Raw genomic sequence first — 12,911 nt, 5'->3', positions numbered from 1 at the left:
CGGTCGCGTCGTGACGCGCCCCCCGGCAGACGGCGTTAGAAACCCGTTTAATTTTGATCCTGTGGTCAATCCTGGCCTGCCTCGCCGCGAATGCGGCCGATCAGCTGCGTTGCGCCGAGATGATAGGCCAGGCGATCCATCGGCAGGTCGGCTGCGAGGCTGTCCAGCGCCGCCAGAAATTCCTCGTAGCTGGACGCCTGTTCGGAGGCGGCGCGGATCGCGGCGAACACCGGCTCCATGTCTTCCTGCCACTGGCCCGCAAACTCCTGGACGAGACGGTCCACCTCGTCCTCGTCACCGTCGCCGTCCGCCGCCAGCCGCGCCGGGCCGCACATTTGGCAAGCACGCGGGTCCAGCCGGTAGGGCATCGCCGCCAGCGCGGCGGCGCGCTCGGCCGGCGTCTGTGGCGGCGGGCGCGGCGCATCGGCGCCCCGGCTGGTGGTGATGCTCAGGAGCTTCGCGCCCTCGGCCGGCTCCTTGAGCCCGAAGGCATCGAACACCTGGCTTTGTTCGACTTCCAGGCCGCGATCCACCATCTTCGCCACGGCGTCGGACCAGACGGCCAGATCTTTGCGGTCTGGCACGGGCAGATGGACCTTCGGGTATTTTTTCTGCGGCCCGAAGTTGATGTCGATGACCGGCCGGATCAGCTGCTGGTTGAGCGTCAGCATCATGTCCCGGGCGTCGGACCGCTTGATGTCAATGCGGACCTTGTCCAGCACCTCCTCGCCGGCGCGGGACGACGCCACGCCGTCGCCAGGCTTGCCGATGATAAGCTTTGACGTCTGCTCATCAAAAAACTTGGCGTGACCTTCGAACGGGCGGTCGCTGAAACCCTTCGGCTCCAGCAGGTCGATGGTCATGCTCTCGGGGATCATGGCGCCGGCGTCGCGGCCCAGCTGGCGCACAGCCCGGAGCAACACCCTCTTGTCCTCCTCGCTGGCGCCGGGACCGAATTTGCCGACGCGCAGCGGGTGGCCGTAAACCTCCAGAAACTGCGCCCAGTCCCGCAGCGAAAACGATTTGAACATGAAGGCCCAGACGGCGACGCGGGCGAGGCCGTTGCGCGCCGGAATGCCCATCTTCAGCAGGGGCACGTGCACAAGCCATTTGAGCCACGTCAGCGGCCGTCCGTCCGGCTCGCCACGCACACGCAGGCGCAGCTCCTTGCGGGTGGCGCGGTCAAACTGGAAAAGGCGCGGGTCGCGCCAGACATACTCACGCGGCAACCATCGGGCGCCGATGTCCCATTCGATCTCGACGGCTGAAAATCCCTTGGCGAGACCATCGGCAAGCATGTCCTGCAGCGTCTGGAACTGGGGCGTCTCGACGATATCCCCACGGACGAAGTCGGCAATCTCCACATCGCGGCCGTCATCTGAGGCCGGATCGACGCGGACGTCGAGCGAGGTGACGCCGTTCTTTCTCGTCTCCAGCACATAGCGGTAGTGGAGCTCGCGCTCCTCCATCTCCTCGGCGAGCGTGAGAAAATCGTGCATGTCGCCCATGGCGGCGGCGCGCAGTGTCCGCGCCAGCGCGCCCGGCGTCAGGCCGGAGGCGATCGTCTCGTCAAAGGTGTGCGCGATGCCGGTGACGGCCGGGTCCGCCTCGGTGCGGGTCAGCGCCTGTTTGCGGATCCGCTGGCCGTCCGGACCGAGGATCGGGGAATAGTTATCAGCCATGATCCATCCTCACCACAGGCCATCGCCGCGCCGGGACGGCATCATTTCGTCACGATCGAAGGCCCACTCCTGGCGCCAGCCAACCCGGCCGGGATCTCGCACTGCCGGCGCCGCCGGGGTGTATTCGTACTGCTGAAACGGCTGGCGGCACGCCGAATAGGCCAGGGCGATGGCAACGCCGGCGTCGCCGTGGCGGACGCCGCCGGTCGACGTCTTGACCCGCAGGTCCGGAAGCGTGGCGATACCGCGCACCACCTTGAAGGCGCGCAGATCCGCGGCGACTTCGGCGTCCCGGGGAACCGAGATCGCATCGTCTTCGAACGCCGCCTTCAGCGGCGGCATTTCGGTGCGATACCACTCGGTCGAGAATTTCACCTCGACCATGACGTGGCCGAATTTCTGCGCGCCGGTCTCGGCCAGGGACGCGCCGATGCCGGTGGCGTCGGTCCGGCCGCCAATGAAACGCGGCAGGCGTGACACCAGGGCGTCGCGGATCTGCTCCTGCTGCTGGAACGGCACGCGCTCCAGCTCCACCATGAAGGGGACCACGCGACGCATCATGCGGGTGATCTGCATCGGGCACATCACGGTCAGGTCGCGCTTGCGGCCGACGTCCATGCCGAAGCCGCTCATCAGGTTGCGATCGAGCGTCGCCTCCATGACCGGGATCAGTTCGGTTTCGATCCAGCGATCGACCTCGCCGCGCCGCTGCGCCTCTGGCAGCATCGAGAAGCTTTCAGGGAACGACAGGCGCAGCATCGGCGCGGCCACCATACGCGCCTCGATCAGCGGAGCCGGCAACCATGCGCCGGAGCCCTGCGACGGGATGCAATAGAGCTCCTCGTCGGCGGCGTCGCGATAGTCGTTGATCAACTTATCGCGCCAGTCCGCCTCTTTCTCCGGCGTCCATTCGCCATGCTTGTGCGCATTGACCATGCACATGCGTTCGAACAGGCCCTGGCGCAGCGCTTCGTCCAGGTCGAAGCGGATCAGGCCGTACTTGGCCCGGCCGGCGCGGATGTCCACGATCGTCTGGTTAAACGGATTGTCGACGCCGTTGTGCGTCGAAATCACCAGCACCTTGCCGCCCCACATCAAAAACGCCAGCGCCGCCTTGAGCAGCTCGGCCAAGCTGTCGACGAAGGCTGCCTCGTCAAGAATCGCGAAGCCCTGACGGCCGCGCAGCGAGCGCGGTTTGGATGACAAGGCGACGATCGAATAGCCGGACGCGAAGTCGATCTTCAGGGCCTTGATCCCCTCGTCGGAACCGTCGTCGAACAGGGTCTCGCCGACCTCCGAACAGGCATGCTCCAGCAGCCGGGCCCAGCCGGCCGCCGCGTCGATGAACTCTTTGGCCATGTCATGGGAGGTGCCCATGTACAGCGTATCCATGCCGCCTTCGCCGCGCGCGCTGGCCGAGCGCAGCACGGCGTCGGCCGCCGCGCCCCAGGTGGCGCCGGTGCGGCGGGATTTCTCCACGAAAACGACGTCGTGGATCTGGCACTGCGCCGCGATCTCGCGCTGGTACTCCAGCAGCGCCGGCGTTTCGCGCCAGTTGGCGGAGGTGGCGCGGCCCTCTGCGCGGCGCAGTTCGACCCATTGATCCCGCGTCGGCCGGTCGACGGCGATAACATCAGCCATCGCCGCGCACTCCCAGCAGGTCGCGCATGAACATTTCGCGGGTCTCCTGGGTGATGCCCTTCACGTTCGACAGCTTGTCGACGGCGGCTGCGGCTTTCCGCCGGAACTCGTCTTCCAGCTTGCGCTTGCGATCGGCCGATATCGTCTGGCCCTGGATGGCGCGCACGTAGGCGCTGGCCAGCTCGGCAGCGCCTTTTGGACTGAAGGTCGAGGCGTCCGCATCGAGCATTTCGGTGATCAGGATCTTGATCAACTCGCCGATGACGACGTTGGTTTCGTCGACTTTCTCCGGCGTGAACTGCGGCGCGATCCCCTCGAATAGGGCGCGCGATTCCGAGATCCGGCGCGCGGCGTTGGCGGCGCGCATCGAAGCGCGGTTAAACGCCGATCTGGAGAGCGGCTCGATCCCTTTGACCGCGAGCCGGTCATTGAGCTCAAACAGGATGTCCGCCTGGGTTCGCTGGCGCTGGTTGAGCTCCGCCATCGCCCAGACGATATCGTCCTGACCCTCATCAGGGATCAGGTCGAGAGAGGAGAGCCGGCCGCGCGACATGGTTCACACCGCCGCCGGGCTAGGCTTCTTGACGCCGGGGATCACTGCGCGACGCTCGACGTGATCAAGGCCGCGTGTGGTCAGTTCGGCAATCACGACGGTCTCAATGCGCGTCGCTTTCACGGCGCCCATCTCGGCCAGCTGGTCGATCTGCAGATGGACCCAGTCACGGGACTTGTTGATAGCCCAGCGATTGGCAAGATCGTCGCGAAGCAGCGAGCTGTTCAGGCGGTTGTCCGGCTGGTCCGCGAGCGTGCGCAGGATGATCAGCCGGGCTTCCTCTTCAATCATTGCGGCGAAGCTCATTCCCCTGTCCCCGTGAGAAAGTTCTGGACGCGGTTGATGGCCGCGACGAGCGGCGCGGTACGCTCTGACAGCACCTTCAACTCGCCGCCCATGTCGGAGAGCTTCAGACGGATGTCGTTAACCTGACCGCTGGTCGGAAAGTGGCGAATTTCGCCTTCGACCATGGTCAGGCGCGTTTGCAGGGCGGCATGGGACGCCTCCATCTTCGCGGCCCACTCCGCCGTGGCGGCGGAGCGGCGCGAATAGATCGAGTGCAGGAGCGCCGCCAACGAGATGACCACGTTGGCGGCGAGCATGTAGTGGTGAGGCTCCATGCCGGTGCGCTCCTGTCAGAACGCCCGGATCTGGCGCAGCCCTTCGGCGGATACGTCCTCGGCGACATCGAGGCGGGCGAGCACCTTTTGCTTCAGGAGGTCTGTGCCGCCGAGCGTTTTGACCAGCCCCGGCGCGTGCGCCACGGCATACTCGGCCGCCGCCTCAAGCACTTGGGACGTCACCCTGATGTCGAGTGACTTGCCCTGTGTGGCGCCGGCCGTGGCCGACAGGGCGTAGTCAACCGCGCGCTGCACGAGCTGCTCCGCCCGCGCCATCTGCAGATACAGGTAGATCGACGCTGGTAATCGCCGGAGCATCCACATTACGATGGCGATGGCCAGCGCGCCAAGCGGCTCCAGCATGCTCGCCAGCCAGTCGCCCCACGGGATGGTGACAATGCCGTCACCCACCACGGCCGGCGTGGCGGCGGCGGCAACGGTGGCTGAGATCGTGACGCCGGTCCAGGCGACGACCAGTGCGGCCGCAATCGCGACGACAAAGGCCGCCAGATACAGAAACACCGTAAAGCCATGACTGGCCATGAGGCGGTCGCAGCCTCCACGGAAAGAAAGAGACGGCATCAAGCACTCCGAAGGTTGTTGAGGTGAACGGCGACGTCAGCGCGCAACAGGTCGCCCACGGCGCGCGCCGATCTGACGGACGGGTCCCAGGGGAGCCGGGAGATGTCCCACTTGCCGCGCTGCTGGATGCCCAGCGTCGGTTGCACCTCGGCATGGCTGAGGACAGTGCGCGGCGTGACGGCGATGCTGTAACGATGGCAGAGCTCGGCCACGACGACGCCCAGCGCCGTCCACTGGACAAGGCGGATGGGGCTTGGACCGGCGTTAAACGGCTGTTCAACTGCCTGGCGCATTCCGCACAGGGCAACGCCGATCCAACCCGTGTTGCAGTTGAGGGTGTGCGCCGCGTAGTCAGGGGCGCGGCCGCGCGCGTCGTTCGCCGAGATGGCATGTCGGCAACGATGCACCTTCGACTCGCCATCGATCGCAAAGTGGTAGTGCTCGTTGTCGGCGTCAGAAAAGCTGTTTGTGCCAGCCGTCCAGTGGACGATGACGCCCTTCATGACGGCGTCAGGGAGCCATTCCGACTTGAGCTCGCGGAACACGGGCGGCCGCAAATCATCATCGGCTGGACGCGGCGCGCGGGCTTCGATCTCACGTCGCAGAAGGGACTGTGTGACGGGTCCGGCAATGCCATCGACGGTGATTCCGGTAGCGTACTGATATGCGCGGATGGCTTCGCGGGAGATTGGGCCTATGACGCCGTCAATCGCGCCCTTGTAATAACCGAGGGTTGCGAGCGCCTGCTGGATTTCGCGGTTCGTCACATCGGTCGCTCCTGTCGGCGACCGGCTTGACATCAGCTGGCGGGTCGCGAGAGAACTTGTCGTTCCCCGCAAATTTCGTTGATCGGCGCACAAAAAAGCCCCTGACGCGCGTCAGGGGCTTTGGTGGTCAGAACAGCGATCCCTGATCAGGATCGCCATTGTGTCTGGCCTTGAACCTGTAGGCCGACCGGTTGGTCACCCCGGCGCGCCGGGCAATCTCGTTGACCGATCCGCCGCGCTCCAGCGTCTCCGCCATCACCCGGGCCCGGCGCTTGCGCTCCGACACGTAGGAGCCATTGCCAAAGATCGGGATGTGGACCTTCACGCGGCCGCGCCCGGCCATGTGCCGGCTGATGAGCTCCGCTTTCTCGATGCCAACGCAACGGACCAGCCAGTTACCAGGGCGGAGGTTCGCGCAGATAAAAACCTCCTGACCGGCCTTTTCATCGGCGATGGTCATGGCTGCTTCGAGCCCCGCAACTTCTGCGATTTCCGCCAGCACGGCGGGCAGGTCTGGCCAGCTGTCGTTGGTCATGTCGCGCCTATGTTGAGGTCGGGGCGTGCTCGTAAAGCACGGTCACAAGAGTATTGTTGCGGATCACATAGCGGAGGCCGTCCGCCACCACGTAATACTCGCCCTCGCTGATCCGGGTGGCAGTATTATGGGCGCGCTGGAGTGATTGCGCCAGGACTGATCGCAGTGCTTCCACTTCTGCGGCCCCGGTACGCTCCAGGAACCGCAGCAACGCATGATCGGAGACCCGGATCATGCCCGCTCTCCGACGCTGACCGGCCGGCGCTGCCAGGCCTTCAGTTGCTCGATGGCGGCGCGGGTTTGATCCGCAGAGAGAAACTCCGGCGCTGACACCGCGAACTGGCGGTTTGTCCAATTGCGCAAACCGGAAGGATCGGGGCTCGCGATCTTGCCCGCCTTGGCCAGAGCGCCCCAAAGCGCATAGACCTTGCGCACATCGGCGCGGTGAGACGCCGGCCGCCGCGACGGCTTCGGCTTCCAGCCAAGGCGTTTCAATTCGGTGAGCACCTTATCCAGTTGCACGTCGCTGAGACCTTTGGCGCTGTCAGAGCCGGTGATCCGCGCCAGCAGCGCGCGGTATTCGCCTTCCTGCAGGCCCAGTTCTTTGCGGGCGATGTGAAGCTTGGCGAGCATGGCGGGATGGCTCATGACTCACCTCCGTTGGCGCGGGTTCTCTGGAACAGGCGGCGGTAGATCCGGGCGTCAAGCGCCCAGTCAATAATGCGACCTGTGATGCCGATCGCGCCGGCAATCATCGTCAAGGCTCCCACGCCGACAACAAAATTGGCGAACCCCGAAGCAAGTGCCTGGATCATGCCTGCGCTCCCTTCATGATTTCAAGAAGTGGCGCGGGCTGCAGCGCGCCGAAACGGACAGCGTCGTCTGGCCGGCTAAGCGCCTTGCGCTGGCCCGGCGGGATCCAGACAGGCGGGCGCGGGTCATGGCCGTGCCGCCAGCAAACCCACACGTAATCCGTGGCCGTTGATCCTTTCGGCTCCCAGCGCCCCTTGTGCATCGGGATGCGCTCGACCGGATAGGCCAGCAGATAGGGCGGGAAGTCCTGGAACAGGAAGAAGCGATCGTCGGTGTGCAGCCACTGTGTCCGGACCAGCATGACGCAACCGATGCGCGTCCGCTCCAGCGCGGTCCGGCAGAACCGGACGCCGGCGTTGAAGGGCGGGTTGGTCACGACCCAATCCGATTCCGGGCCGTCTGGCGCCAGGAAGTCAACGACGGCCCCATAGCCGTAAGGGAAGATGTCGCTGGCGGAGACAGTGTCAAAAGCTTCAGAAAGCACAGCAGCCATGTGGCCCTCGCCACAAGCAGGCTCCATCACGTGATTATGCGGCTGCGCTCCGAGCAGCGGCAGGAACACATGACGCACGAAGGCGCGCGTCGCCCATGGCGGCGTCGGGAAATAATCGAGCGAATCCGGCGGCTCCGTGCGACGGGCAACGACCGCAAGGTTGGGGCGAACGTGCTTCATGGACGAAATCCCGAGCGTTTCGCGGTGGCGTGGATATCAAGGATCACGTCCGCCGGGAGCTTGTCGTAAGGGATGACTGCGCCGCCGGCCTTGGCCTTGCGGCGCATGTCTTTCGGAGGGAGCTCCGGATAGATCATCGCCTGCGCGAGATAGGTGCTGGCGGCGATCGCCAGCATCAGAAGATGGGTGTATTCCGTGCGCAGGCGGGCGAGCTCCTCGGCGCTCGACATCACGCCATTCCCAGCGCCTGCAGATACAGTTCAAGGACGGCGTCTTCTTCCTGCCGTTCTGCAAAGTCCTTCTTGCGGATGGTGAGGATCCTGCGCACTGCCAGGGCGTCGAAGCCGCGTCCCTTCAGTTCGGCGAACACCTCCTTGATGTCGCCCGCAATGCCGGCTTTCTCTTCTTCGAGACGCTCAAGACGTTCGATGAACTGTTTCAGTTCGTCTGCGGCAACACCGCTATCGGCGACGCCCGCCATCGCTGGATTGCTCATGATTGCTGATCTCCGGTGGGTTTCTGCGCGGCAGGTAGCGCCTCCAGCGCAAGCCCAAGCCGTGTGATGATCCCGTCCACCTGAGGCCGTTTGCGGGAGTCGATCTCGTTGATCAGCTCCTGGAGCGCCCAGCCGGCTTCCCTGGCAGCTGCCTGCAGTTCGGTGTCGGTGTCGACAGTCCCCGCGAAGGTATCGGCAGATGGCGTCGCCGCGCGGACCGCGTCCGCCAGCAGCCGCACGTCGCCGGCGAGGATGTACATGCCCTCCGCTTTGCCGGCGCTGACGTAGCCGACAATCTGGTCATCGGTCACCGCCCGCCCGGTCTGGCGTTCGTAAGCGGCCAGATTATTCATGGCCAGCACCGCCCAGGTGGACGCAAAACGTAGCTTCGCAAGCGTACTGGTCTGCTCATTGTCGAATTGAGCTTTCTTCGCGTCACCAGTCATTGGAGGCTCTTTCTTCTGGTCGCTTCGGATCCAAGTTTGTCGCTCGCCGCCGCGAGCACTGAGGCAAGCTCCGCCAGCGTTATCTGACGCTCTTCGCCGGTAATTTTGCTGGTGAGGGTGGCAGTTGCGCGTTCCATGTCTACATGGGCCATCTTGCCGAGGATTTTGATTGCGCCGCTGGCGGCAAACAACAGTCCCGACATATTGGCCAAGTCCGCGATGTCTTCTTGCGCCATGTCAGTCTCCCTCACGTCAGAAGGCCGGACGGGGCAGAGCCACCGTCGACGCCATGGTTCAGCGGGACGTTGCCGCCAGCCATGTAGCCGGCGTCTGCGGCGCGCTCGAATCTCACCTGCTTTGCCGGGGGAGCCTTTCTGTCGGAAAAACGCCCACTGTACTTACGTTCCAGTGCTGCCCCGGCAAGGGCCAACCGATCCGTGTCACGGACGTCCCCGAATGCCTGCCACAGCCGGTTCTCCAAACGATCAACCATGCCCCTGATGAAATCGGTCGTAGCGTGATGCCGGGTTTTGGTGGTTCGGCGACGGCGGTAAAATTCACTGGCCTGAAACTGCTTTACTTCCCGTTCCACCGCGCGAATACAGATGTCGCGCAGGTAAGCGGCAATCTCCGGCCCCGGCGTTGCGCCAAAAAACTCGATGTGGTGCGGGTGCACAATGGCCGCCGTATTGGTGCAGTGGGCAATGACCGTCGCGAGACGATCACGCCATGTCGAACGTCGTGTGGCGCCCGCTGCTGTAGCGGATACCATTTCGATATCGTCACGGGACAGGCCATGCTCGTGCATCAGCCGCGCGGCCGCCTCAGCCGCTGCCATGGCCTCCGCTTCTGTGCAGCCGTTTCCGGTCGTTTTCGCCAGCAGGGCGGCGATCTTCCGATGGATATCTGACATTGCCGCCCCCCTCAGGCCCGGGCCAGATCGATGACGATCGGCTCCCATGCTGCGCCGGTCTCCGGGCGCCGATAGAAGCGCACATACCGCTTGGCGCCGACGATGCGGATGGCGTCGCGCAGCGCGTCCATGGCGCGCTTCCAGCGGTAATCATCAACTTCCATGTGCAGCAGCTGAAACAACCCAGAGCGGTTGATCTGGCCTTCCTTGTCAACGCTGAACACCGTGTTGATGATGGCCCGCAGTTCCGGCCGGCTTTCTGCGCCCCACTCCATCAGGCACTCGTCGATCAGGGCCTTGGCGGGCTGCAGCTCCGGTCCAAAGTCAAGAACATCGGCGATCTGCACCTGAACCTTCTTCAGGCCGTCGAAGCTTTGAAAAGTGACATTGCCTTTGGCTCCGCCTTTCGGAGCGGCGTACTCCTGTTCAAGCAACGTCTGCAGGGCGTTCAAGTCAGCGAAGACATGACCAAGGAAGCGCCGCACCTGTTCCGACTGCTCAGACGCATAATTGATGATCTTGCGGACCATCTCGTCTTGCAGGAGGTGCTGCGGCTTGATGGTGGCAACCGGGATCAGGTTGCCCTTGGCGTCGCGCATATACTCTTGGCCGCCGACCTCATACACGCCGTCTCTTTTCGCATCGGATTGCCCGGCGGCCAGCAAAGCGTCGATCGCTTTCAGATCAGCCGTAGCCTCGTCGTAGGCAAGGCGCGAAGCATCGCCCATGGTTTCGAGGAGTGGGGTGCCATCCTCAAGCTCGTCGCACGCTTCGAGTAGCGCGTCGATTTCGTTGACGATGTGCTTCCGGTTCTCCTTCAGCGCGTTTTCGAGCGCTGCAATGCGACCGGTCAGATGGGCGCGGGTTTCAAAGCCAGTTGCGTTCATGGTTTAGTCCTCAAAAATGGGCGTTAAATCAGGCGGCAGGCAGCGGTTGGCGCGGCATGATCGGGAACATGATGATGTTGCCGCCGATGGTGATGGCAGAGGCGGCAAGTGCGGCGCGCGCCGAAGACGCACGGGCGGAGGCAGCGGCCGTTTCAAGCTCAAGGGCGTAATCGGCCATTTCGCCGAAAGCCGAAGTAAGTCCGATGACGTCATCCTTGGTAAGAGTGACTTCCTGGCCGTCGAAACCGGCGAAATACTCGAAGAACATGTACATCGCGTCAGAGAGAACAACCTTGCTCATGAGCGACCTCCCTTCCGGCGGCGCCGGGGCATAACGGCATTGGTGCGGATGAGGCGGGCGCCCTGGATGGCGGTGGCGCCCAGCGGTGCGGCGAATATGAGCGTGGCGAATACGGTAAATCGCCAGTCAGCCACGACGATCCCGAGCGCGACACCGCCGGCGGCGGAGATTACGAAACAGACAACGAGATAGGTCTGGTCATGACGCATCGGTGACCTCCCGTTGCACGCGGTGCTCACACCGCTTGCAGGCGTGATAGAGCCGGGCGCGCGTGCTGTTGGTTGCCTCGAACGGCCGCTTCTGCTCAGACAGACAGCGGTCGCGGCCGATCTCGTCGAGGATCGGGCACAAGACCGTTTCGCCCATGAGCGCGCCACGGATGGCCGCAAACACCTTGGCGACGTCGCCCCGATACTTGTTGCCGAGGATCGTGCTCACGACCGCATTCGAGTAGCCGATGCGCTTTGCGACCGAGTTGGCAGACTGCGACGTGCATGCTTCCGCCAGTGTCACGACTTCATCCGGGATGTCGGCGCCCCAGGCCGTTTGTGCTCTGGTCAGTGGGTCAGCCTGGTTGATGGTCCCAGGCACAGGTCCGCGGTTCATGCTGCGCCCCCTTTCTTGACCGTTCGCATAAGGTTAACGTCGAAACATGCCTGCTCCTGCCGGAGCACGATCGGAGCGCGCGGGCCGGTGTTACGTCTCGGGAGCAATCGGTAGACGGTCTGCAAGCGATTTGACGGGGACCGCGCCCCAGACAATTCCGCCAGGTAGCCAGCGCGAAGCAGGTCGCGGATGTACGACGACGCAAGTTCACGGGTGACAGCAATATCGTCAGTGGACGCCGTCACCGATAACTCCAGCGGCGAGAACGCCGGGAGATTTCGCATTGCTGTCCAAAGCGCCTGCTGCTTTCGGCCAACTCCTATGCGCCCGACGACAGGTGGGGCCTCGCCAGCATGCACGATGCGATAGGCATTGCGCGATCCTTTCGCGCCGGTTCTGGGGATGGCCACCAGCTCGATAGCGCCCACCGCGAGCAAGTTTTCCGCGTACCTTTCAAGGGTCTTGCGATGGCGTTCCTCGAAAACAGCCGCCAGTACAGGCGTCGAGAAGTGACCGTATTCGTCATTCAGCGCCACCATAACGCGCCAGTAAAATGCGGCGTTGTATGCTCTGTTTCCGGTCATCACGCCACCGCCTTTCGCGAAGGGGACTTCCCGGTGAACAATTCGCCGGCATAATTGTCGATGTTCAGGTCAGTGACCCCGCTGAGACGGGAATACTCAGCCATGCGGCTGCAGTTCGAGACGATACGTCGTGCGCGACCTTCGGAAACACGCCGGATGCGCTCCAGCAGATCCGCGCTGACTGTCAGCCCAGGGCAAAACAGGCGGAACAGCTTGGCGGTGTCGTCGGTATCGCATGGCTGGGCTGTGGCCCAATCCAGCACGCGGTTGTGGACCCGCTCAATTCGCTCCAGTTTTTGCGGCAGCATTTCTTCGCCGATCAGAATGATCGGAACCTGCGATCCTTCCTGAATCTCACGAACAAGCTCGATCATGCCCTTGTCGACAAGCTTGTCCGCCTCGTCGATAAACAGCGGCGGATGGTCAGGCTCTGCGAGGCGGCAAATCAGCTGCTCGGTCATGTCGGCGACGGTGCCGCGCGGTTCCCGCACCCCAAGCTCGCGCAGGATCGCCCGCACCAACGTTTTCTTGGTCCAGCTGTCGCCGACTTCAACACGCGGACCGCGCGTCTTGTTCTGCGCGAAGATGGCAGCGTAGGTTTTGCCGTACCCAGAATACCCGTGCATCACGCCAAATCCCGGCATATGGGCGCCGCGATCCATCAGGCGATTAACCAGCTTCATCATGGCCGCCACATTTTTCAGCGGCGCGAGTGAGCCAGGGCGGCCAAATCCGCCCTCAAGGCCCTTGTGCTGCATCAATGTTTCTGACATGGTTCACTCACTTGTTTATGTTTCTGCTTCAAAAGGGTC

Annotated in this window: 23 protein-coding genes; all 23 read right to left on the bottom strand. The window is 63.7% G+C overall.

Features of this window, described 5'->3' with window-relative positions; translation table 11 throughout:
* Nucleotides 1–65 precede the first annotated feature (65 nt).
* Nucleotides 66–1,682 (bottom strand): phage portal protein family protein, encoded by a 1,617-nt coding sequence (locus tag EV666_RS11075; RefSeq protein ID WP_132007568.1) that lies wholly within the window; start codon nucleotides 1,680–1,682, stop codon nucleotides 66–68.
* 9 nt (nucleotides 1,683–1,691) lie between these two features.
* Nucleotides 1,692–3,323: a terminase large subunit domain-containing protein gene (locus EV666_RS11070; RefSeq protein WP_132007565.1), complete on the bottom strand. Its 1,632-nt coding sequence runs from the start codon at nucleotides 3,321–3,323 to the stop codon at nucleotides 1,692–1,694.
* Nucleotides 3,316–3,876, bottom strand: coding sequence for a phage protein Gp27 family protein (locus tag EV666_RS11065; RefSeq protein WP_132007562.1), 561 nt, complete (start codon nucleotides 3,874–3,876; stop codon nucleotides 3,316–3,318). Before EV666_RS11065 ends, EV666_RS11070 begins: the two co-directional genes overlap by 8 nt.
* A gap of 3 nt (nucleotides 3,877–3,879) precedes the next feature.
* Entirely contained in the window at nucleotides 3,880–4,182 is a 303-nt protein-coding gene (locus EV666_RS11060) for a VpaChn25_0724 family phage protein (protein ID WP_132007559.1), read from the bottom strand.
* Entirely contained in the window at nucleotides 4,179–4,496 is a 318-nt protein-coding gene (locus EV666_RS11055) for a DUF2730 family protein (protein WP_132007556.1), read from the bottom strand. Before EV666_RS11055 ends, EV666_RS11060 begins: the two co-directional genes overlap by 4 nt.
* Before the next feature lie 15 nt (nucleotides 4,497–4,511).
* A complete protein-coding gene (locus EV666_RS11050; RefSeq protein WP_132007553.1) occupies nucleotides 4,512–5,078 on the bottom strand; it encodes a hypothetical protein in 567 nt (188 codons plus the stop codon).
* On the bottom strand, nucleotides 5,078–5,845 hold the full coding sequence (locus tag EV666_RS11045) for a peptidoglycan recognition protein family protein (protein ID WP_245514362.1): 768 nt from the start codon (nucleotides 5,843–5,845) through the stop codon (nucleotides 5,078–5,080). Before EV666_RS11045 ends, EV666_RS11050 begins: the two co-directional genes overlap by 1 nt.
* 127 nt (nucleotides 5,846–5,972) lie before the next feature.
* The gene (locus EV666_RS11040) at nucleotides 5,973–6,380 is read right to left on the bottom strand and encodes a helix-turn-helix domain-containing protein (RefSeq protein WP_132007547.1); all 408 of its coding nucleotides are present in this window, start codon (nucleotides 6,378–6,380) and stop codon (nucleotides 5,973–5,975) included.
* A 7-nt stretch (nucleotides 6,381–6,387) separates the two neighbouring features.
* Nucleotides 6,388–6,615, bottom strand: a complete 228-nt coding sequence (locus EV666_RS11035) for a hypothetical protein (protein ID WP_132007545.1) — start codon at nucleotides 6,613–6,615, stop codon at nucleotides 6,388–6,390.
* Nucleotides 6,612–7,028 carry a gp16 family protein gene (locus tag EV666_RS11030; protein WP_132007542.1) on the bottom strand — a complete coding sequence of 139 codons (417 nt, stop codon included), beginning with the start codon at nucleotides 7,026–7,028 and terminating at the stop codon, nucleotides 6,612–6,614. The genes EV666_RS11035 and EV666_RS11030 overlap by 4 nt, the downstream gene beginning before the upstream one ends.
* Nucleotides 7,025–7,195 carry a hypothetical protein gene (locus EV666_RS18230; RefSeq protein ID WP_165909984.1) on the bottom strand — a complete coding sequence of 57 codons (171 nt, stop codon included), beginning with the start codon at nucleotides 7,193–7,195 and terminating at the stop codon, nucleotides 7,025–7,027. Before EV666_RS18230 ends, EV666_RS11030 begins: the two co-directional genes overlap by 4 nt.
* Nucleotides 7,192–7,866: a hypothetical protein gene (locus EV666_RS11025; protein WP_132007539.1), complete on the bottom strand. Its 675-nt coding sequence runs from the start codon at nucleotides 7,864–7,866 to the stop codon at nucleotides 7,192–7,194. Before EV666_RS11025 ends, EV666_RS18230 begins: the two co-directional genes overlap by 4 nt.
* Nucleotides 7,863–8,096, bottom strand: coding sequence for a hypothetical protein (locus tag EV666_RS11020; protein WP_132007536.1), 234 nt, complete (start codon nucleotides 8,094–8,096; stop codon nucleotides 7,863–7,865). The genes EV666_RS11025 and EV666_RS11020 overlap by 4 nt, the downstream gene beginning before the upstream one ends.
* On the bottom strand, nucleotides 8,096–8,362 hold the full coding sequence (locus EV666_RS11015) for a DUF2312 domain-containing protein (protein ID WP_132007533.1): 267 nt from the start codon (nucleotides 8,360–8,362) through the stop codon (nucleotides 8,096–8,098). The genes EV666_RS11020 and EV666_RS11015 overlap by 1 nt, the downstream gene beginning before the upstream one ends.
* Nucleotides 8,359–8,808 (bottom strand): hypothetical protein, encoded by a 450-nt coding sequence (locus tag EV666_RS11010; protein WP_132007530.1) that lies wholly within the window; start codon nucleotides 8,806–8,808, stop codon nucleotides 8,359–8,361. Before EV666_RS11010 ends, EV666_RS11015 begins: the two co-directional genes overlap by 4 nt.
* Nucleotides 8,805–9,044, bottom strand: coding sequence for a hypothetical protein (locus EV666_RS11005; protein WP_132007527.1), 240 nt, complete (start codon nucleotides 9,042–9,044; stop codon nucleotides 8,805–8,807). Before EV666_RS11005 ends, EV666_RS11010 begins: the two co-directional genes overlap by 4 nt.
* Before the next feature lie 11 nt (nucleotides 9,045–9,055).
* On the bottom strand, nucleotides 9,056–9,721 hold the full coding sequence (locus EV666_RS11000) for a DUF7168 domain-containing protein (RefSeq protein ID WP_165909983.1): 666 nt from the start codon (nucleotides 9,719–9,721) through the stop codon (nucleotides 9,056–9,058).
* 11 nt (nucleotides 9,722–9,732) lie between these two features.
* Nucleotides 9,733–10,608, bottom strand: coding sequence for a DUF3164 family protein (locus tag EV666_RS10995; RefSeq protein WP_342635661.1), 876 nt, complete (start codon nucleotides 10,606–10,608; stop codon nucleotides 9,733–9,735).
* A gap of 28 nt (nucleotides 10,609–10,636) precedes the next feature.
* Nucleotides 10,637–10,909 (bottom strand): hypothetical protein, encoded by a 273-nt coding sequence (locus EV666_RS10990; RefSeq protein ID WP_132007521.1) that lies wholly within the window; start codon nucleotides 10,907–10,909, stop codon nucleotides 10,637–10,639.
* Nucleotides 10,906–11,118, bottom strand: coding sequence for a hypothetical protein (locus tag EV666_RS10985; protein WP_132007518.1), 213 nt, complete (start codon nucleotides 11,116–11,118; stop codon nucleotides 10,906–10,908). Before EV666_RS10985 ends, EV666_RS10990 begins: the two co-directional genes overlap by 4 nt.
* Entirely contained in the window at nucleotides 11,108–11,515 is a 408-nt protein-coding gene (locus tag EV666_RS10980; RefSeq protein ID WP_245514361.1) for a transcriptional regulator, read from the bottom strand. Before EV666_RS10980 ends, EV666_RS10985 begins: the two co-directional genes overlap by 11 nt.
* Nucleotides 11,512–12,099, bottom strand: a complete 588-nt coding sequence (locus EV666_RS10975; protein WP_132007515.1) for a hypothetical protein — start codon at nucleotides 12,097–12,099, stop codon at nucleotides 11,512–11,514. The genes EV666_RS10980 and EV666_RS10975 overlap by 4 nt, the downstream gene beginning before the upstream one ends.
* Nucleotides 12,099–12,872 (bottom strand): AAA family ATPase, encoded by a 774-nt coding sequence (locus EV666_RS10970; RefSeq protein WP_245514360.1) that lies wholly within the window; start codon nucleotides 12,870–12,872, stop codon nucleotides 12,099–12,101. Before EV666_RS10970 ends, EV666_RS10975 begins: the two co-directional genes overlap by 1 nt.
* Nucleotides 12,873–12,911: the final 39 nt, after the last annotated feature.

Source organism: Camelimonas lactis, from assembly GCF_004342915.1.
Lineage (GTDB): Bacteria > Pseudomonadota > Alphaproteobacteria > Rhizobiales > Beijerinckiaceae > Camelimonas > Camelimonas lactis.
The sequence above is the reverse complement of the archived record's forward strand: the minus strand, read 5'-3'. Positions and strand labels throughout refer to the sequence as shown.

Excerpts from the sequence above, each read along its gene's own strand:
- EV666_RS10970 (WP_245514360.1), bottom strand. The coding sequence starts at position 12,872 with ATGTCAGAAACATTGATGCAGCACAAGGGCCTTGAGGGCGGATTTGGC.
- EV666_RS18230 (WP_165909984.1), bottom strand. The coding sequence starts at position 7,195 with ATGATCCAGGCACTTGCTTCGGGGTTCGCCAATTTTGTTGTCGGCGTG.
- EV666_RS11065 (WP_132007562.1), bottom strand. The coding sequence starts at position 3,876 with ATGTCGCGCGGCCGGCTCTCCTCTCTCGACCTGATCCCTGATGAGGGT.
- EV666_RS10985 (WP_132007518.1), bottom strand. The coding sequence starts at position 11,118 with ATGCGTCATGACCAGACCTATCTCGTTGTCTGTTTCGTAATCTCCGCC.
- EV666_RS11040 (WP_132007547.1), bottom strand. The coding sequence starts at position 6,380 with ATGACCAACGACAGCTGGCCAGACCTGCCCGCCGTGCTGGCGGAAATC.
- EV666_RS10980 (WP_245514361.1), bottom strand. The coding sequence starts at position 11,515 with ATGAACCGCGGACCTGTGCCTGGGACCATCAACCAGGCTGACCCACTG.
- EV666_RS11005 (WP_132007527.1), bottom strand. The coding sequence starts at position 9,044 with ATGGCGCAAGAAGACATCGCGGACTTGGCCAATATGTCGGGACTGTTG.
- EV666_RS10990 (WP_132007521.1), bottom strand. The coding sequence starts at position 10,909 with ATGAGCAAGGTTGTTCTCTCTGACGCGATGTACATGTTCTTCGAGTAT.
- EV666_RS11035 (WP_132007545.1), bottom strand. The coding sequence starts at position 6,615 with ATGATCCGGGTCTCCGATCATGCGTTGCTGCGGTTCCTGGAGCGTACC.
- EV666_RS11070 (WP_132007565.1), bottom strand. The coding sequence starts at position 3,323 with ATGGCTGATGTTATCGCCGTCGACCGGCCGACGCGGGATCAATGGGTC.
- EV666_RS11075 (WP_132007568.1), bottom strand. The coding sequence starts at position 1,682 with ATGGCTGATAACTATTCCCCGATCCTCGGTCCGGACGGCCAGCGGATC.
- EV666_RS11030 (WP_132007542.1), bottom strand. The coding sequence starts at position 7,028 with ATGAGCCATCCCGCCATGCTCGCCAAGCTTCACATCGCCCGCAAAGAA.
- EV666_RS11010 (WP_132007530.1), bottom strand. The coding sequence starts at position 8,808 with ATGACTGGTGACGCGAAGAAAGCTCAATTCGACAATGAGCAGACCAGT.
- EV666_RS11025 (WP_132007539.1), bottom strand. The coding sequence starts at position 7,866 with ATGAAGCACGTTCGCCCCAACCTTGCGGTCGTTGCCCGTCGCACGGAG.
- EV666_RS11060 (WP_132007559.1), bottom strand. The coding sequence starts at position 4,182 with ATGAGCTTCGCCGCAATGATTGAAGAGGAAGCCCGGCTGATCATCCTG.
- EV666_RS11015 (WP_132007533.1), bottom strand. The coding sequence starts at position 8,362 with ATGAGCAATCCAGCGATGGCGGGCGTCGCCGATAGCGGTGTTGCCGCA.
- EV666_RS10995 (WP_342635661.1), bottom strand. The coding sequence starts at position 10,608 with ATGAACGCAACTGGCTTTGAAACCCGCGCCCATCTGACCGGTCGCATT.
- EV666_RS11050 (WP_132007553.1), bottom strand. The coding sequence starts at position 5,078 with ATGCCGTCTCTTTCTTTCCGTGGAGGCTGCGACCGCCTCATGGCCAGT.
- EV666_RS11055 (WP_132007556.1), bottom strand. The coding sequence starts at position 4,496 with ATGGAGCCTCACCACTACATGCTCGCCGCCAACGTGGTCATCTCGTTG.
- EV666_RS10975 (WP_132007515.1), bottom strand. The coding sequence starts at position 12,099 with ATGACCGGAAACAGAGCATACAACGCCGCATTTTACTGGCGCGTTATG.
- EV666_RS11020 (WP_132007536.1), bottom strand. The coding sequence starts at position 8,096 with ATGTCGAGCGCCGAGGAGCTCGCCCGCCTGCGCACGGAATACACCCAT.
- EV666_RS11000 (WP_165909983.1), bottom strand. The coding sequence starts at position 9,721 with ATGTCAGATATCCATCGGAAGATCGCCGCCCTGCTGGCGAAAACGACC.